Source organism: Paraburkholderia sp. BR13439, assembly GCF_040948805.1.
GTDB lineage: Bacteria > Pseudomonadota > Gammaproteobacteria > Burkholderiales > Burkholderiaceae > Paraburkholderia > Paraburkholderia youngii.
Map to the genome: position 1 here is coordinate 203598 of NZ_JBFPKN010000003.1, position 17049 is coordinate 220646.

The window sequence follows — 17049 nt, forward strand, 5'->3', positions numbered from 1 at the left end:
AGCCGGCGGACCGAACCTGATGGATAGCGTTGACACATCATGAAACAGGTCACCATTGCGATTTGCAATTACAACTACGAGCACTATCTGGCGGCGGCGATCGACTCGGCGCTCGCGCAGGACTATCCGGCGACCACGGTCATGATCGTCGACGATGGATCGACCGACGGGTCACGCGCGATCATCGAAGGCTACGGCGACCGCGTCGTGTCGGTGTACAAGAAAAATGGCGGACAGGTGTCCGCCTACAACCATGCAATCGCGTCGCTCACCACCGAGTTTGTGATCTTGCTCGATTCGGATGACGTGCTGTACCCATCCGCAGTCACCGAGGTCATGCGCTTCTTCGAGAACGGCGAGTGGGCGAAGGTGCAATTCCGCCTCGACGTGATGGACAGCAATGGAGAATTGACGGGTGCCTACGTGCCGAACAGCGAGCCGCCCCCCGACTGCAGCGGTCTGCTGCGCGGCGGTTGGCTCTATCCGTCGCCGCCCGCGTCTGGCAACGCTTACCGGGTGAGTGCGCTCAAGCAGATCTTCCCGGTCCCCGAAGAGGGCGTGAATCGCTATGGCGCGGACTTTTACGCGATCTATGGCGTCGCGCTGGCTGGACCGATCGCGACTTTGTCGAAGTCGCTAGGCGGCTATCGTGTGCATAACGCGGGCAGTGAAACGGTGTCGTTCGCAAACTCGGAACAACTGACGAAAGCGCCGCGCGCGTTCAACATGCGCTGGGCCATTCTGCGCAATATTGCAAAAGACCGCCTCGACATTGAATTACCGGCCACATTTCTCGACTTTTCACACGAGAAAGCGACATTCTGCTCTTCCGTTTATCGCGCGACGTTTTTCAGGCGTTGGCACTGGATGCTCCGCGATTCGCGCAACTATCTGCACACGATCATTGCAAATCCGTTCTGGAGCCTGAAGAAGAAGCTCGGCACGCTCGTACTGTCGAGCCTGTGTCTCGTGCCGTACTCGCCGCTGTCGGATTTCGCGGTGCGTTATATCGCGAACCCGCTTGCGCGCCGTCGCGTCGCAGGACGCTAGGCGAAGGGGGACGGCATGGATAGACGAACGAGCACCAACCTGATCGTATTTGTGTACGCCGGCTATTTCATGAGGTACGTGTACCTCATGATCGTGGTGCCGTTCTATGGCAGGGTGCTTGGCGTGGCCGAATACGGCCGGGTACTCGCGTCGATGTCGCTGATGAACGTGATATGGATGTTCGTCGGCTTCGGCTTCACCTTCGTCGGCATGCGCGAGGTGGCGAAAGCGCAGTCGACTCAGGAATGCAATGCGATCTATTCGCTGCATGTCAGCGCGCGGCTGACACTCGCCGTGATTGGCGCGGGCATCGGCATCGTTGCGACGTTCTGCTCACCGTTGTTGGCGGAGCAGCCTCTGATCGGCATGCTCGCAACCCTGCTAGGGATCGTGTCGGCGTGCAATCTCGGCTGGCTGTTTCAGGGGCGGCAGCAGATTCGCACGCCGATCATGATCGAAGTGTTCGGCTTCGCGCTGAGTCTCGTGCTGGTGCTGGCGCTCGTCAAAGGTCCGAACGACGCCGTATGGGTGTTGGCGAGCCTGCTGATTGCGGGCGTCGCGTCGCTGGTCATTGCGTATGGTTTGACGACGTGGCAACTCGGTTGGCCGCGTCTGGCGTTTTCCGGCGTCCTGCCGCTCGTGCGCAGGTCGACGATGCTGTTCTGCTTTTCGTCCGGCTCCGTCGTGCTGACGGCATCGTCGACGTATTTGCTGACCTTGTTCTCGACGCCCGCGGAGGTCGGCTATTTCGGCGCGGCCGAGCGTTTCGCGACGATCGGTCTGAGCCTGATGGCCCCCGCGGCGCAAGTCTTTATTCCGACGATAACCCGGCAACTCGCGCAGGGCGACAAGACGGGTGCGCATGTAACGACGCGGCGCGGCGCCTTGTTGCTGCTCGGCTATGGCGTGCTCGTGCTGTGCGGCGCGTTAACGCTTTCGCCTTTCGTGTTGCCGCTGATTCTCGGCGCCGCGTTCGAGCCGAGTGTGCACGTATTGCAGGTATTTGCATGGATGTTCCCGTTCGCGGCCTTCAATGAGTTCGTCGCGTTCTACGTATTCGTACCGCGCAGGAAAGACCGGGTACTCGCGATTGCGGGCGTCGCCTCGGCGCTGGTCAATCTCGTGGCGGCGCTCGTTCTCGCGCCGCGTTTCGGCGCGATTGGCATGGCCTCTGCTCGGGTGATCGGCGAAGCAGCGCTCTCGGTCACGCTGCTCAGCGTGCTGATTCGCCTCGAGCTGGTGGGGCTGTTGCCCGGCGCCGAGCGGGCGCTCGCGCGGGTGCGGGTGGTGTGTGGGCTTCGTACGCAAGCGGGCGGCGCAAAAGACGATTGAAGTGGCGCGTGGGTGTGCGGGAGTTTGGGTGGATTGTCACAGGAGGTCGAAGTGAAAGTCGCTATTGTTCACGATTGGCTGGTAGTGTCCGGCGGCGCCGAGAAAGTATTGAAGAACATCATCGAGTGCTTCCCGGATGCGGACGTCTTTTCGATTGTCGATTTTCTCGAAGACCGCGATTGCGTGAAGGGGAAGTCCGTCAATACGTCCTTCATCCAGAAGATGCCATTTGCGCGAAGACGATACCGCGCCTATTTGCCGTTGATGCCGATTGCTATCGAGCAGGTGGATCTGTCCGGCTACGATCTCGTCATTTCGAGCTCCCACGCGGTCGCCAAAGGCGTGTTGACCGGGCCGAACCAGGTACACATCAGCTACATTCATTCGCCGATCCGCTATGCGTGGGATCTGCAACATCAGTACCTGCGCGAATCCCATCTCGACAGGGGACTGCGCTCCGCGTTGGCGCGAGTGCTGCTTCATTACATTCGCGGCTGGGATTCGCGTTCTGCGAACGGCGTCGATCATCTCGTTGCTAATTCCCAGTTCATTGCACGGCGAATCAGAAAGGCCTATCAGCGTGAAGCGACCGTGATCTATCCGCCAGTCGATCTGGCGAATATGTCCATTGGTACGGAGAAAGAGGATTTCTACGTGACGGCGTCGCGGATGGTGCCTTATAAGCGTATTGATCTGATCGTTCAGGCTTTTTCGCAAACGCCCGAGCGCAAGCTGGTCGTGATCGGCGACGGTCCCGATATGAAGAAAATCAAAGCGGTGGCCGGCGACAACGTCAAGATCCTCGGGCATCAGCCGTCCGACGTGCTGGTCGATCATTTGCGGCGCGCGCGTGCATTCGTGTTCGCGGCGGAAGAGGATTTCGGCATTTCCGTGGTCGAAGCGCAGGCATGCGGTACACCGGTGATTGCCTTCGGCCGCGGCGGCGCGCTTGAATCGGTGGTGGGATTGCCTCTCGAGCGGCCCACCGGGGTCTTCTTCGGCGAGCAAAGCACCGCGTCCTTGCTCGAAGCCGTTAGCCGTTTCGAGAGCAACGCCGCCTTATTCGATGCACGTGTGTGCCGCAAGAATGCCGAGCGTTTTTCGTCTGAGAACTTCAAGAAGGCGCTGATGGGCTTCGTCGATGCCCGGCTCCCCTATGCGTGCGTCGAGCAGTTCCTTCCCTATGCGCCGAGTCAGTCGCTGCCGGCCGAAGAACGTCATCTTGCCGACGTTGCGCCGTGAGTCGGGCGCCGGGGCACGGGCTGTGTAGCTCGCGCACCCACGACGCCCGCCTTGCGCGCACCGCGCGGGCCGGGCCTGAACGCAGTGGCCGCCAGCGGACGCGCGGCTAGCAGCAGCGAGATTACAAGAGAAAGAATCAATACATTCGACGGCGTGACCAGTCGATGTTCGGTTGCCGACATCACCAGCAGGCATACCGACGAAATCTCGACGAAGCGGAACGCCGCGAAGTGGCGGCCCCCCTCGACCAACGCGGCATACGCCGCCCCCTGCTTGCTCCATTCCACCAGTTTCCAGAAGAACGCGAGGATCAGCGTCAAGCCCACGACGCCGAGCTCGGCGAGAATATTCAGGTACGAGTTGTGAGCGTGCGAGTCGCTGTGCTCGATCACGATGTCGGACGGTACCGCGAACAGATGGAAGTACGAGGTGAGGCTGCCGATATGATCGTCGAACGAGCCGAAGCCGAGACCGACGAGCGGGCTTTGCACGAAATACGCGAGCGCTCGTGGCCATAGCCACTCGTAGCGGATGTTGAGGTTGTTGACCTTGGCGTCGTTGGCGTGAATCGCGAACGTATAGCCCATGTAGTCGACGTTCGGCTGGGTATGGTAGATCGCGATGGCGGCCGAGGCGATCAGCAGCACGGCGATCAGCGTACCGAGAATCCAGCGCTTGCGGCCAAAGTACAGGTAGGGCAGAACGGCCACCGCGCCGAGCAGCGAGCCGCGGCTGTAGGTCGAAAACAGCATCAGCGTAGTGCAGAACAGCAGCGCGATTATCAGCTTGCTGCGTTTTTGCAGGTAGCACGCTACGCCGAGACAGAACAGCATCGCGAGGAAGCCGCCGGCCGCGTTACGGGCAATGAAGTAGCTGCCGAAGGTGTCGTTAGGGTGAATAAAGATGCTGAACAGCCCGTTCGTGGCGATGTAGTACGCGTACATCGGCAGATTGATGACGACTGCGAAGATGAACAACGAACGCAGCACCTTATTCAGATCCCAGCGGTGCGCATACACGCAACCGGCAAAAATGGGCAGATAGGAGATGAAGAAATTGCCGTCGCGCCGATAGAAGTCGAATTCGAGGAATGACTGCGGATCATAGAGCAACGTCGAGATGATCGCGAGCACCGTGAAAGCGGTAAGCGGCGTGATGAACGCGGGATAAGTGCGGCCGTAAAAGCGCCATGCCAGCAATACAAGCGGGACGAAGCCTATCGCACTGATGGGCACGAAGTTCGTGACCGTCATGAAAAGTGCGAGTAGCGAAAGATAGGCCATTGCAGCTCCAGAAAAACGGATGGCGCGCCGGTTGGGGTTGTGCCCATGCGCTGGATGATGGCGAGATTGGGAACAGCGAAAGACTTACAGTGTGGCCGTGCGGATCACACAGCTGTTTGTCTTTGACAGGAATGCCACGGGACGTTCATTAAACGGTAGCACGTGTCGCTGCTTATTTCCATCGTGCGCACTGCAATAGAAGTGCAAGCTCGTTCGCAAGCTTGCGAAATCCGGTCCGCGAGCGCCGCCAAAACTTCCGCGCTTCGCGCCAGATGGCCTGTGTCGCAAGGCGCTCTCACTATGATGAATTCATCGGGGCACGACGTCGACCAGATCCGATGTACGTCGTTGCCACATTCGTTCTTTCGTTTTCAAATCGTTTTCCGGTCGTCGTTGTCGAGCGGATCACTGCGATTCGGCCAGTCAGTTTCTGTACTTCCAGCTCGCGCCGGATTGCCGTCGGCGCGTGCCTCTATCACTGTGAACTGAACTACTGGTCCGGTCCGTTTGACGCGGACGCCCTGTCGATAAATCACATCAGACGGTATTTGCGTGGATCGCGGCACACCGCGTTGTGCGGTGTCGTCCAGGAAGACGCGTTCCCGAGCCGGTTTCAATGCGAAGGAGTTTGCGATGGGTAAGGTTACCGCGGCAGCAGCCGCAGTGGATGTCGAAACGATGCGACAGGATGCCGCCGAGTCGGATTTCCCGACGCTCGTGCAGGTGATTCTCGCCGGTGGTTCCGGCACCCGGTTGTGGCCGGTGTCGCGCGAACAGTTTCCCAAGCAACTGATCGACGTGATCGGTAAGCAGACTTTGCTACAAGCGACCATGGGGCGCATGGCGGGCTTCGATGCCGCATGGAACGTCGCGGCCGATCCGGTGATCGTCTGCGGCACCGAGCATTATTTCGCCACTTACGAACAGGCGCGCGAGATCGGCGTGAACGCGCGGATCGTGGTCGAGCCCGCGCGTCGCGATACCGCGCCGGCACTGACGCTTGCCGCGCTGACGGCATGCACCGAAGACGAAGACGCGATCCTCGTCGCGATGCCAGCCGACCACGCGATCGCGAATCTGGAAGCGCTGCATCACTCGCTCGACATCGCCGCAACGCATGCGCGCAACGGCGCGATCGTCACGCTCGGCGTGCCGCCCGAACGGGCCGATACGGGCTTCGGTTATATCCGGCTCGGCGATGCATTGCCCGACGGCGCGCGTCGCATCGAGCGCTTCGTGGAGAAGCCCGCTGCGGAACTCGCGGCCCAGTACGTCGCGTCGGGCAATTACTGGTGGAATAGCGGCATCTTCGTCGTGCGGGCGTCGGTGTGGCTTTCGGTCATCCAGCAGTTTCAGCCGGACATGCACACGGCCTGCATTCAGGCGTATCGCGACGCGAAGAAGACTGAAGAATGCATCATGCCGGACGCCGACGGGTTTCTCGGTTCGCCGTCCGACTCGATCGACTATGCGGTGATGGAACAGCTAGGCAAACCCGAGTCGGCGTTTTCGGGCGTGGTGGTGCCGCTCGAAGCGGGGTGGTCCGATCTCGGCTCGTGGGATGCCGTGTGGCAAGCGATGGAGAAGGACGAGTGCGGTAACGCGGCCAGCGGCCGCGTACTGTTCGAAGGAGCCACCGCGACCTACGCACGCTCGCAAGGAGGCAGGCTTCTCGCTTGCGTCGGCACCGACAACATGATCGTGATCGAAACCGACGACGCGGTGCTCGTCGCGGATCGCTCGCATGTGCAGGACATCAAGGGACTCGTGTCGCGGATCAGGGCCGAGAAGTCACCGGAAGCCGATGCTCACAGAAAAGTCCGTCGCCCGTGGGGTTTCTATGACTCGATCGATCATGGCGAGCGCTTTCAGGTAAAGCGCATCGTCGTGATGCCGGGCGGCCGTCTGTCGTTGCAGATGCATCATCATCGCGCCGAGCATTGGGTGGTGGTGTGCGGCACCGCGCTCGTCACGCGTGGAGAAGAGCAGTTTCTCCTCGGCGAAAACGAATCGACCTACATCCCGCTGGGTGTTCGCCATCGGCTCGAAAATCCGGGCCGCGTACCGCTGCAGATCATCGAAGTACAGTCCGGCACTTATCTCGGCGAAGACGACATCGTGCGTTTCGACGACAAGTACGGGCGTTGTGGCTGATGCGACGAAGTCGACCTGATACGTCCTATGAGGGGGCTGTGATGCGATTGCTGACTGGTCTGCTGGCGAGAGCGTTCGACGTCGCGATGATCGTGGCTGGGGCCTTCGCGGCCTCACAGGTGCGCTTCGACGGCGGCTCGCAACGGAGCTTCTATTTCGCGTTCGTCGCTTTTGCCGCGGCGTTTGCTCTCGCGGTCTTTCCGGCGCTCGGCGTATACGAGTCCTGGCGGGGCCGCTCGAAAAGAGTGCTGGCGAGCCAGGTGGCGCTCGGCTGGCTCGTCGTGCAGGCGTGCGCGATGGTGCTGATGTTCTCGCTGCACCGGATCGACATCGTGTCGCGGCTCTGGTTCGTGTACTGGACCGGCATTTCGGGCGCCGCGATGATGTCCGGCCGGCTGGTCACGCATGCGCTGCTCGGCCGCATGCGTCATGCGGGGATGAACTTGCAGCAGGTCGCGGTGGCGGCGTGCGGCGATCATTGCGACGAGATCATTCGCAAGATCGAGACCTCGCCCGCTGCTGGCTTTCGCGCGAATGCGTTGTATAACCTGCACCCCGACTGTTGCGTGCCGCCGCACCCGTCGGTGCAGATGTTCGAAGAACAGTCCGCGTTCGCTCGCTACGTGCGCGAGCAGCAGATCGGCGAAGTGTGGCTGGCACTGCCGCTCACCGAGGAGCGCGCGATTCTCAAGCTGGTGGCGGAGTTTCGCAACGACCTGATCAATGTGCGCTTCATGCCCGACGTGCGCTCGCTTGCGCTGTTCGAAGGCAGCATGACCGAGTTGCTCGGCTTGCCGACGATCAATCTCGCCGCGTCGCCGCTGCCGCCCAAGGCGTTGGTGCAGAAAGACCTGTTCGACCGTCTGTTCGCGCTCGTCGCTTTGATCGCGATCTCGCCGATCCTGCTGGGCTGCGCGATAGCCGTCAAACTGAGTTCGCGCGGGCCGGTATTCTTCAAGCAGCGCCGCAAAGGCGCCGACGGCCGAGTATTTACGATCTACAAGTTCCGCACGATGCGCTTGCACGAGCAGAAGCCGGGCATTCTCGAACAGGCGACGCGCGGCGATCCACGCATCACCAGCGTCGGTGCATTCCTGCGCCGCACGAGTCTCGACGAACTGCCGCAGTTCTTCAACGTGCTGCGCGGCGATATGTCGGTGGTAGGGCCGCGTCCGCATGCGCTCGAACATGACGATCTCTATCAGAACATCGTGTCGGGCTATATTCAACGTTATCGGATCAAACCCGGCATTACCGGCTGGGCGCAGATCAACGGATATCGCGGCGAGACCGATCGCCTCGAAAAAATGGAAGGCCGTGTTGCACACGATCTGTACTACCTGCGCAACTGGTCATTCTGGCTCGACATGAAGATCATTCTGGCCACGATTTTCAAGGGGCTTCATCATCCAAACGCGTACTAAGCATGATGCTATCCGGAGTTGAAAACGTAGTGAGACGATCAGCAAAGCGGGTCTCGCTTTACCGCTTTCACCACGATCACGGCATGCAGGCGAGAAGAATATTGGAGCGACTGGAAAGCAGATATGGCAAGGCCGACCCGAACAACCTGCGGCTCGCGGACGCCTATGCGCGGGACGTGTTCGGCGACCCGGTCTACGCGCCCTGGCTGCGCGTTTATACCGCGTTTTGCGGCACATTCAAGGAAGGCTGGATTCCGGACAACTACTATGGGATCGTCGTCGTGCCGCATCTGAAAGGCTGGTACGGCAAGATTTCGAGCCTTAAGCCGATTTCACGGCTGATATTCGACGGCGACGAATTGCCGGACCTGGCGTACTTTGCCAACGGACTGTTCTTTACGGACAAAAGCGTCGTGGTACCCGAGCGCGACCTGAAGGACGTCGTGTTCGAGCATACCGAGCGCGTCGCATTCAAGCTCGACGGTTCCGGACAGGGCAATGGTGTCTACTTCTTCGACCGTGCCAACTTCGACCCCGCGGTCATCAGGTCGCTCGGCAATGGCGTGATTCAGACTTTCATCGACCAGCACAGTCTGTTCATGGCGTTTGCTTCGAAACCGGTGGCGACGTTGCGCTTCACGACCGTGGTGGACGACACCGGCCACATTTCCGTTCGAGCCTGCTACTTGCGCCTCGGCAGAGCCAAAGATACGCATGTGCTGGCGAATCGCGAAATATGTGTGTCGGTCAATCTGGAGACGGGCGAACTCTGCGACCTGGGGTATATGAGCGACTGGGGCGCGGTAGACGCGCATCCGGACTCGGGCGTGCGCTTTGCGGGCGTGAAGATTCCGTGTTTCGACAAATGCATGGCGACCGTGCTGCGCCTGCACAGGAAGATTCCGTTTGCGCGCTGCATCGGCTGGGATCTCACGGTCGACGCGAACGACCAGGTCAAGTTGATGGAGTGGAACGGCAAGCACAACGACGTCAAATTCAGCGAGGCGACGCAAGGCCCGTGCTTCGCGGATCTGAACTGGGAACGGCTCAGGGCCGAACCTGACTTTGGACGGCTGCCACCGGTCTGACCGGGCAGGACAATAAACGCAGCGGGAGACGCGACGTGAGCGAACAGTTATGGTGCGTCCACATCGAAGGGCTGAACGACTTCATCGCCGTCGATTCGGAGGAATCGGCGCGGCACGAGGCGTCGGCGATCAATGCGTATATCGATCGCGCCGAAAGAGGCTCGCGTGCCGCGCGTTTGCGCGCGGTGGTGGTCGAATGGCCGTTCAGCGCCGACGGTCACGCCAGAGCCCTCGATACCGATTGGCACGATCTGCAGCATATGCCGCATAGACAGCAGGCTGCGGCGCGCCCCGACAGCGTGCTGTCGAATCTCGCGCGGCGCGTCAAAGAACTGCTGGGTGTCGCACGCGCGGACAGGGACGATGCCTGAACCGTGGCGATGGCAAACCGCGTTACGCGGGCAGCGGCACGTCCGCGATCAGATCCGCGTTCACCGCGCGAATCCTGCGGTCGACAAAGTAACCGCCGCCTTCGACGTAGCGCAAGTACAGTCGCCCGCACGTCGAGCATTGCCATACGCCGCAGCGGTTGTACGGGAAATAGCGCGGCGCGATCGGCGCATCGGCCGACCAGTAGCTCGTTTTATTGGGCAGATATTCGCTGAAGGTCGGCTCCGGATCGTCTTCCGGCATCAGCGTGCCGATCTCCTCCAACAAGGTTTCGTCGAGTGAAAGCGGTTGCGATTGCCAGCCGTCGAGGGGAGTGCGCGTGCATTCGCAAGGCGCGGCGGCGCGTTGTTGTTCCAGGCGCCGCTGCGCCGCACGCGCGAGGTCGAGAATGGTTGCAGTGTTCAGGTAGTGCGCCATGTGGCTAGTAGCAAGGGGTTCATGAGCCGTTCATCATCCGGTCGCGCTGCGTCGCGAGTCGCACCGTCGATCAGGAGCAGGTCGCCGGAGCGGCAGAATTCGAACGCGCGATGGATCGCGAGATTGTCGCCGGGGCGTGTATGGGTCGTCAATGCGGTGCCGGGGCCGTCAATTCCTGACGATCAGGGGGCGGCTCAATGCCGCCTTTTTCTAGTCATGCCGCCTAAGCAGGATATGCAATAAAAATAAGATACGCGACATCATTGTAAATAGTTGTCAAAAACGGCTTATCCCAATTTAAAACGGTTGACCGTGGTCCGTTTCAGGTGTCAATTCTCGGGGCATCACCCCGAAACCTGATGAGGACTTCAATGGAGCAACAGAGACAGCAAAACACTTGGAGCGTTGAGGAGGAAGTATGCGGGGTTTGCCGCATTACCTATTCGATATATTCCAATTTTCCCCCAATGCCATCCGCAATGGCCTTGAACGCCGAAACTGGGGAGTTCTTTCCATTCGATAAGCTCCGCTCGCTTCCAACCGGTTACGCCATGGCCGAGGCCCTGGGATATGCATGGACGTGCAATTGTCGCGAACGCAAGGCAGAGTCAGCGCTAACGTCGAACGATCGGACTCACGACGAGCAATACACACTCAAAGTTGCTGGCGGCCGGATTATGCGCGACACGTATTACACGGTTCGTCTGCCGTCTGGTTCGCTCGCACACGGCGTTACAGATGGTTTGGGGCGCACTAAACGCTACAAAACGAACGGCCCTCAATCCATATCTATTTATCTTGGTCACCGAGAGGACGCGTAATGCCCGACGCACTTGGAACAGCGATAACGAATACCAATCCGAATTCATGCGTGACTGTCCATTCGGGCAGACTCTGCAAGCCATGGAAGATATCGCAGCAAGGGATAACTTTCATTGCAGGCTGGGAAGCTTTCAAGCCACATATTTACGACAACGACGGTGCAGGTAAAGGAGGTAATGCAACTATTGGGTATGGACATCTGGTTCATATGGGGCCAATATCAGGGGCGGTGTCTGAAGCGCAATTTCGCAATGGCATAACAATTGCCGAGGCCCGAGAATTGTTGCTGCTTGACCTTGATTACCCTGAGCACATTCTAAATAGAAAGATTCGCGTTCCACTATATCAGTACGAGTACGATGCGCTCGTTTGCTTTGTATATAACCTTCCAAGTGGTAACGCTGGCTTGTTGAGTCTTGTTAACTCGGGTCACTATGACCGCGTGCCGGCCAAATTTTTGGAATATACGATGGCTGGCGGTGTGCGGCCGCGTGGACTGATCAAGCGTCGTCGCTCAGAAGGCAGTCTTTTCAAAGAAGGAAATTATGACCACAGCCATTAAAACCATCGGGGCGGTACTGATGATATCGGCGTCTATTTCAGCGTTGGCGGATACGGCATGTGAAGAGAAGGCAAAAACGCGAAACGATTTTCTTGCCTGCACCAACGCCGACACAGAAAAAATTCTCGCGAACGCAGAGAAGCTGTATCGAGGCATCAGGAAAGGTACGACTGGAGATAAACAGATTGCTCTCGACAAGAATTTTGGAATCTGGAATGAAAGAATGTCATCGGACTGTACATTGATTGCTTATTCGTTTAACGAGTGGAGTGATCGCTATGCTCCCGATACGGGTTTTCAGGTTGCGGAATGCCGCTTAAATATCGCTTCGCAGGAACTGGAGTTCTATAAGTGGCTGTCTTGTCCCGAAGATATGGAAACGTCAAAAATTCCAAAATGTGCTGCAGTCAATCGGTTACTTCGAAGAGGTCGGTAACAAGGATTGCTAGAGTGACGCGATGAATTTGTGCCGACCGTGAACACCGACGATGAAATAGTTCTTCTCCTCCGAGACGTCGAATAGCAGCGTTTCACAGAAGCCCTCACGCCGCACGAATCGAATCGATGACCAGTTGCATCGCCGGCGTGACGCGCCGGTTTCTGCGCAGAATCAGCCCATACGGTGCGAGCCGGCCGCGCAACGGCGTCGCGACCGCGGCGATCGCATCGAGCGCGACGTAGTACTGCGCGACCGAACTCGGCAGCACGGCGAGCATGTCCGAATCGCGCAGTAACGACAGCGTGGTCAGAATCGACGACGTCTCGACCGTGCTGACCGGTGGCGCGACGCGCGACTCGCGAAACGTTTGATCGATGACCTGGCGCATCGGGCTCGGATGCGGCTGGATGATCCACGAATAGCGCGCAAGGTCCGCGAGCTTCGGCCGCGTCCGCGCTTGTTTGCCTGTTTTCACGGCGGGATGATCGGGCCGCACGACGATCGACAGCGCCTCTTCCGCCAACGTCTCGAAGCTCAGGTCGAGTGCCGGAAAACCATCGGGAATCCGACCGATTACTATATCGAGCTGATCCTGTTGCAGCGACTGCACCAGCACGTCGCTGGTGTCGATCGTGACCGCCATCTGCAGGCGCGGATGCGCCTCCTTCAGCTTGACGATCGTGTGCGTCAGCAATTCGGGCGACGGCGCCATCACCGCGCCGATGCGTACCTTGCCGATATCGCCGGCCTCGATGCCGGCCAACTCCTCGCGCAGCTCGTCGAGATCCTCGAACACGACACGCGCATAGCGCATCACGGCCTCGCCGAAGATCGTCGGCTCCATGCCGCGCGCATGTCGCACGAACAGCGATACACCGAGCGTGTCTTCGAGTTCCTGCAAGGCCTTGGTCGCTGCGGGCTGGGTCATCGCGAGATCGTCCGCGGCGCGTCGCAGCGATTCGGTTTCCGACAGCGCGACCATCAGTTGCAGATGACGTAGGCGCAGACGCTTGCGGATGGTGGAGGCGGGCGGGATCATGAGCGATAACTTTAAGGAATCGGCCGATACGAATTATTCAGTGGTCAGTTATCGGATAGTTTCGCACACTAGCGCTTATTGCAGAACGGCAATCGCGACGCCGTTCGCGTTGACAAGACCAAACTGGAGACGACGCATGACGATGACCGCGAGCCCCGCGCTCGACAGCGCGATTACCAAAGCGCGCACGAGGCTGCTGCCTTTTCTGATCCTGATGTACGTACTGGCGTTCATCGACCGCGCGAACGTCGGCTTCGCGAAGAACGTGCTACGGGCCGACACCGGCTTGAGCGACGCGGCGTTCGCCTTCGGCGCCGGCATTTTCTTCGTCGGCTATGCGGTGTTCGAAGTGCCGAGCAACCTGCTGATGTACCGCTTCGGCGCGCGCGTCTGGATGAGCCGCATCATGGTCACGTGGGGCATCGTGTCCGCGTGCACCGCCATCGTCGACAGCGCCACGAGCTTCTATGTGCTGCGCACGCTGCTCGGCATCGCCGAAGCCGGTTTCTTCCCGGGCATCATCCTGTTCCTGTCGAACTGGTTTCCCGCGAAAACGCGCTCGCAGACGATGGGGATGTTCTATTTCGGCTTCCCCCTCGCGCTGTTGCTCGGCAGCCCGATATCGGGTCTGCTGCTCGATGCGGGCAATCCCTTTGGCATGCATCCGTGGCAGTGGCTCTTTGTCGTCGAGGGGCTCGCGGCGTCGGCGGTGGGTGTCGTCGCTTACTTCTATCTGACCGACCGGCCCGTCGAGGCGCGCTGGCTCTATGCCGATGAGCGTGATGCGCTCGATCACGCATTGCGCCAGGAAGACCGCCAGAAGCTCGCGCATGGTCCGGCTTCGGTGCTGGCGGCGCTGCGCGACTCGCGCGTGCTGTTCTGCGGCCTGATCTACTTCGCGGTGCAGATGAGCGTGTACGGTGTCGTGTTCTATCTGCCGACGCGCATCGCCGGGCTCGCGAGCGGTGGCCATGTCGGCGTCGAGGTCGGACTGCTGACCGCGATTCCGTGGATCGCCGCGATCATCGGGACGTTCTGCGTGACGCGCTACGCCGACCGTCACGGTCATCACCGTATTTGGGCCGCGGCGATGCTCGCGCTCGCGGCGATCGGCATTGCCGCGTCCGCGATGACGTCGTCGGTGACGCTGGCGATTGCCGCGTTCTGTTTCGCCGCGATCGGTTTCGTCTGCGTGCAGCCGCTGTTCTGGACGCTACCCACCGGTTACCTTGGCGGCGCCGCAGCCGCGGGCGGCATCGCGTTGATCAATTCGATCGGCAATCTCGGCGGCTTCGTCGCACCGAACCTGAAGGGGCTGGCCGAGCGCGCGATCGGCTCGTCGCAGGCGGGGATGTTCTCGCTCGCGGTGGTCGGCCTGATCGGCGCATTGCTGTTGCTGACGTTCCGCTTCACGTCCGCTTCCGCTTCCAGTTCCGTCTCTCATCGCAATAGCCCGCTCGGCGAACGCACGGGCCACTGACTCACCGACTCTTAGAAGGAAATCGTCGAACATGAAGATCAAGCATATCCGTACGCGTGTTTTCGAGTGGAAAGGCAAAGTCGTCCCACCGCAAGCGCATTTCTGCACGAACGCGGTCGATATTCTGTACGAGCGCGGCGACGCGATGGGTTCATTCCGCTTTCACGGCTGGCTCGTCGTCGAAGTCGAATGCGACGACGGCACGGTGGGCATCGGCAATTGCGCGCTCGCGCCGCGCATCGCGAAGCAGATCATCGACGAATACCTTGTGCCGATCGCGATCGGCGAAGATCCGTTCGACAACGAGTACATCTGGCAGAAGATGTATCGCCGCACGCTCGCCTGGGGCCGCAAAGGCATCGGCATGGCGGCGATCTCCGCGATCGATATCGCGCTGTGGGACATCATGGGCAAGGCCGTGAAAAAGCCGGTATTCAAGCTGCTCGGCGGCCGCACGAAAGAAAAGATCTGGTGTTACGCGTCGAAGCTCTATAACAACGACGACCGCGATGCGTTCCTCGGCGAAGCACAAGGCTACCTGGACACCGGCTTCACCGCGATGAAGATGCGCTTCGGCTACGGCCCGAAAGACGGCCCGAAAGGCATGGCGAAAAACATCGAACAGGTGCGCCTGTTGCGTGAACTGGCCGGCGACGAAGTCGACATCATGCTCGAATGTTATATGGGCTGGACGCTCGAATACGCGCGCAGAATGCTGCCGCGCCTCGCAGAATTCAATCCGCGCTGGATCGAGGAGCCGGTGATCGGCGACGACATCGAAGGCTATCAGGAGCTGAAGAAGATGAACCTGATGCCGGTGTCGGGCGGCGAGCACGAGTTCACGAGCTACGGCTTCAAGGATCTGCTCGAACGCCGCGCGATCGACGTGATCCAGTACGACACGAATCGCGTGGGCGGCATCACGGCGGCACGCAAGATCAATGCGATGGCCGAAGCGTGGTCGGTGCCGGTTATCCCTCACGCGGGGCAGATGCACAACTATCACCTGACGATGTCGAGCACCGCGAGTCCGATGTCGGAGTTCTTCCCTGTGTTCGACGTCGAAGTGGGCAACGAATTGTTCTACTACATCTTCGAAGGCGAGCCGCAACCGGAAAATGGCTATCTGCAACTGTCGGACGACGTGCCGGGCCTGGGCATCCAATTGAGCGACAAGTATCTTGCCGATTTCAACATCGTCGAATGAATCGACAGAGACGAAGGAAAGTGTCGTCACGCAGATGGCGATGGAGCGAGCTAGCTAAGGCGCGTCAGCGTTTCCTGCGCGGCCCGGTCGAAGCACGCACCACCAGCTCGGGCGGCGGCCCGAGCACCATCGACGGCTGCCGCTCCGGCGTCTGGATCAAACGGATCAGACTCTGGATCGACAACTCCGCGACGGCCGCGGTTTGAATCGCGACCGTGGTCAGCGCCGGATGCACCTGATGCGCGAGCTGAATGTCGGTGATGCCGATCACCGACACGTCGCCGGGAACCGAGCGGCCGAGCGTGATCAACGCCTGGATCGCGCCAATCGCGAGCAGGTCGTTGGTCGCGAAGATCGCGCTCAGTTGCGGGCGATTCGCCATCAGCTCCATGCAGGCGGCGAAGCCGGCGTCGATCGAGTCGCGAATTTGCAGCACCGCGGCCGCGTCGGCTTCGAAGCCGGCCGCGCGCATCGCCGCCCGAAAACCGTTCGAGCGCGCGTCCTGCAAACCGCCGCAGCCGTCGCCGATCAGCAAGCCGATCTCGCGATGGCCGAGTCCGAGCAGATGCCGCGCGGCCAATTCGCCCGCGCGCGCGAAGTCGACCGCGATGCACGGTAGCGCGGGCGGCGACTCTGGGTGCTCCCACATCGCAAGCAGAATCGGCGCGCTATGTGTCGCCGATGCGCACAGGTCGTTGATCGTGATGTCCGTGTTCATCACGAGCACGCCGTCGGCGAGCGTGCCGGCGATCTGATTCAGATACGCGCGGCCGATTTCGGCGTCGTCGTCAGTATTGCAAACCATCAGGAAGTGGCCGGTCTTGCGCGCCGCGCGCTCGGCGGCGAGCACGAACTCCGGATAGAACGGGTTCGAGATGTTCGACAGCATCAGTGCGAGCGTCGACGACCGGCCTTCGGCGAGCGCTCGCGCATTAAGGTTCGGCCGATAGCCGAGCTCGGCGATCGCCTGCAGCACGCGCTCAGCCGTTTCAGGGCGGACTTTCTCGCGATTGCGCAGCACGTTGGAGACGGTGGCGGCGGTAACCTGCGCGCGTTTCGCGACTTCGGACAACGTGACCATGTTGGGTTATCCCAGATTTAGGGAGGTCAATTCAAATGT

General features: G+C 60.2%; 16 protein-coding genes and 1 pseudogene. 12 read left to right on the forward strand and 5 right to left on the reverse strand.

Annotated elements, in window-relative coordinates:
• Positions 1-39 precede the first annotated feature (39 nt).
• From AB3X96_RS07720 to AB3X96_RS07730, 3 genes are read left to right on the forward strand one after another with little or no spacing between them, the layout of a single operon-like run.
• Positions 40-1050, forward strand: coding sequence for a glycosyltransferase family 2 protein (locus AB3X96_RS07720; RefSeq protein WP_368589229.1), 1011 nt, complete (start codon positions 40-42; stop codon positions 1048-1050).
• A 15-nt stretch (positions 1051-1065) separates the two neighbouring features.
• Positions 1066-2382: a lipopolysaccharide biosynthesis protein gene (locus tag AB3X96_RS07725; protein ID WP_368589230.1), complete on the forward strand. Its 1317-nt coding sequence runs from the start codon at positions 1066-1068 to the stop codon at positions 2380-2382.
• 51 nt (positions 2383-2433) lie between these two features.
• Positions 2434-3624, forward strand: coding sequence for a glycosyltransferase family 4 protein (locus tag AB3X96_RS07730; protein WP_176107590.1), 1191 nt, complete (start codon positions 2434-2436; stop codon positions 3622-3624).
• Here the strand turns inward: AB3X96_RS07730 and AB3X96_RS07735 are convergent.
• Positions 3600-4907, reverse strand: coding sequence for an O-antigen ligase family protein (locus tag AB3X96_RS07735; protein WP_368589231.1), 1308 nt, complete (start codon positions 4905-4907; stop codon positions 3600-3602). The two genes, AB3X96_RS07730 and AB3X96_RS07735, sit on opposite strands and share 25 nt — an antisense overlap.
• A 678-nt stretch (positions 4908-5585) precedes the next feature.
• On the opposite strand from AB3X96_RS07735, the gene AB3X96_RS07740 reads away from it, so the two are divergent.
• Genes AB3X96_RS07740 through AB3X96_RS07755 form a run of 4 tightly spaced genes read left to right on the forward strand, consistent with a single transcriptional unit; the run spans position 5586 to position 9944 of the window.
• Complete coding sequence (locus tag AB3X96_RS07740; RefSeq protein WP_368589486.1) at positions 5586-7061, forward strand: mannose-1-phosphate guanylyltransferase/mannose-6-phosphate isomerase; 1476 nt, start codon at positions 5586-5588, stop codon at positions 7059-7061.
• 41 nt (positions 7062-7102) lie between these two features.
• A complete protein-coding gene (locus tag AB3X96_RS07745) occupies positions 7103-8485 on the forward strand; it encodes an undecaprenyl-phosphate glucose phosphotransferase (RefSeq protein WP_368589232.1) in 1383 nt (460 codons plus the stop codon).
• A gap of 2 nt (positions 8486-8487) precedes the next feature.
• A complete protein-coding gene (locus tag AB3X96_RS07750) occupies positions 8488-9573 on the forward strand; it encodes a sugar-transfer associated ATP-grasp domain-containing protein (protein ID WP_368589233.1) in 1086 nt (361 codons plus the stop codon).
• Between the two features lie 35 nt (positions 9574-9608).
• Positions 9609-9944: a hypothetical protein gene (locus tag AB3X96_RS07755; RefSeq protein ID WP_368589234.1), complete on the forward strand. Its 336-nt coding sequence runs from the start codon at positions 9609-9611 to the stop codon at positions 9942-9944.
• Between the two features lie 22 nt (positions 9945-9966).
• Here AB3X96_RS07755 and AB3X96_RS07760 read toward each other — a convergent pair whose 3' ends face one another.
• Together AB3X96_RS07760 and AB3X96_RS07765 are read right to left on the reverse strand one after the other, a co-directional pair.
• Entirely contained in the window at positions 9967-10380 is a 414-nt protein-coding gene (locus AB3X96_RS07760; protein ID WP_368589235.1) for a hypothetical protein, read from the reverse strand.
• Between the two features lie 59 nt (positions 10381-10439).
• Positions 10440-10541 (reverse strand): annotated as a pseudogene (locus tag AB3X96_RS07765) (RraA family protein); the annotation flags it as partial.
• A gap of 210 nt (positions 10542-10751) precedes the next feature.
• On the opposite strand from AB3X96_RS07765, the gene AB3X96_RS07770 reads away from it, so the two are divergent.
• The 3 genes from AB3X96_RS07770 to AB3X96_RS07780 are packed head-to-tail and all read left to right on the forward strand — an operon-like array spanning position 10752 to position 12200.
• Complete coding sequence (locus AB3X96_RS07770; protein WP_368589236.1) at positions 10752-11201, forward strand: hypothetical protein; 450 nt, start codon at positions 10752-10754, stop codon at positions 11199-11201.
• The gene (locus AB3X96_RS07775; protein ID WP_176367539.1) at positions 11201-11764 is read left to right on the forward strand and encodes a lysozyme; all 564 of its coding nucleotides are present in this window, start codon (positions 11201-11203) and stop codon (positions 11762-11764) included. The genes AB3X96_RS07770 and AB3X96_RS07775 overlap by 1 nt, the downstream gene beginning before the upstream one ends.
• Positions 11748-12200, forward strand: coding sequence for a hypothetical protein (locus tag AB3X96_RS07780; protein ID WP_176379623.1), 453 nt, complete (start codon positions 11748-11750; stop codon positions 12198-12200). Before AB3X96_RS07775 ends, AB3X96_RS07780 begins: the two co-directional genes overlap by 17 nt.
• A 106-nt stretch (positions 12201-12306) precedes the next feature.
• Here AB3X96_RS07780 and AB3X96_RS07785 read toward each other — a convergent pair whose 3' ends face one another.
• Positions 12307-13242 (reverse strand): LysR family transcriptional regulator, encoded by a 936-nt coding sequence (locus AB3X96_RS07785; protein WP_368589237.1) that lies wholly within the window; start codon positions 13240-13242, stop codon positions 12307-12309.
• Positions 13243-13378: 136 nt separating this feature from the next.
• On the opposite strand from AB3X96_RS07785, the gene AB3X96_RS07790 reads away from it, so the two are divergent.
• On the forward strand, positions 13379-14722 hold the full coding sequence (locus tag AB3X96_RS07790) for an MFS transporter (protein ID WP_368589238.1): 1344 nt from the start codon (positions 13379-13381) through the stop codon (positions 14720-14722).
• A gap of 31 nt (positions 14723-14753) precedes the next feature.
• Positions 14754-15929, forward strand: a complete 1176-nt coding sequence (locus tag AB3X96_RS07795) for an L-rhamnonate dehydratase (RefSeq protein WP_368589239.1) — start codon at positions 14754-14756, stop codon at positions 15927-15929.
• Between the two features lie 64 nt (positions 15930-15993).
• On the opposite strand, the gene AB3X96_RS07800 is transcribed toward AB3X96_RS07795, so the two are convergent.
• Complete coding sequence (locus AB3X96_RS07800) at positions 15994-17010, reverse strand: LacI family DNA-binding transcriptional regulator (protein ID WP_368589240.1); 1017 nt, start codon at positions 17008-17010, stop codon at positions 15994-15996.
• Between the last annotated feature and the right edge of the window lie 39 nt (positions 17011-17049).

Excerpts from the sequence above, each read along its gene's own strand:
- AB3X96_RS07745 (WP_368589232.1), top strand. The coding sequence starts at position 7,103 with ATGCGATTGCTGACTGGTCTGCTGGCGAGAGCGTTCGACGTCGCGATG.
- AB3X96_RS07760 (WP_368589235.1), bottom strand. The coding sequence starts at position 10,380 with ATGGCGCACTACCTGAACACTGCAACCATTCTCGACCTCGCGCGTGCG.
- AB3X96_RS07775 (WP_176367539.1), top strand. The coding sequence starts at position 11,201 with ATGCCCGACGCACTTGGAACAGCGATAACGAATACCAATCCGAATTCA.
- AB3X96_RS07740 (WP_368589486.1), top strand. The coding sequence starts at position 5,586 with ATGCGACAGGATGCCGCCGAGTCGGATTTCCCGACGCTCGTGCAGGTG.
- AB3X96_RS07785 (WP_368589237.1), bottom strand. The coding sequence starts at position 13,242 with ATGATCCCGCCCGCCTCCACCATCCGCAAGCGTCTGCGCCTACGTCAT.
- AB3X96_RS07750 (WP_368589233.1), top strand. The coding sequence starts at position 8,488 with ATGATGCTATCCGGAGTTGAAAACGTAGTGAGACGATCAGCAAAGCGG.
- AB3X96_RS07780 (WP_176379623.1), top strand. The coding sequence starts at position 11,748 with ATGACCACAGCCATTAAAACCATCGGGGCGGTACTGATGATATCGGCG.
- AB3X96_RS07735 (WP_368589231.1), bottom strand. The coding sequence starts at position 4,907 with ATGGCCTATCTTTCGCTACTCGCACTTTTCATGACGGTCACGAACTTC.
- AB3X96_RS07795 (WP_368589239.1), top strand. The coding sequence starts at position 14,754 with ATGAAGATCAAGCATATCCGTACGCGTGTTTTCGAGTGGAAAGGCAAA.
- AB3X96_RS07790 (WP_368589238.1), top strand. The coding sequence starts at position 13,379 with ATGACGATGACCGCGAGCCCCGCGCTCGACAGCGCGATTACCAAAGCG.
- AB3X96_RS07725 (WP_368589230.1), top strand. The coding sequence starts at position 1,066 with ATGGATAGACGAACGAGCACCAACCTGATCGTATTTGTGTACGCCGGC.
- AB3X96_RS07800 (WP_368589240.1), bottom strand. The coding sequence starts at position 17,010 with ATGGTCACGTTGTCCGAAGTCGCGAAACGCGCGCAGGTTACCGCCGCC.
- AB3X96_RS07720 (WP_368589229.1), top strand. The coding sequence starts at position 40 with ATGAAACAGGTCACCATTGCGATTTGCAATTACAACTACGAGCACTAT.
- AB3X96_RS07770 (WP_368589236.1), top strand. The coding sequence starts at position 10,752 with ATGGAGCAACAGAGACAGCAAAACACTTGGAGCGTTGAGGAGGAAGTA.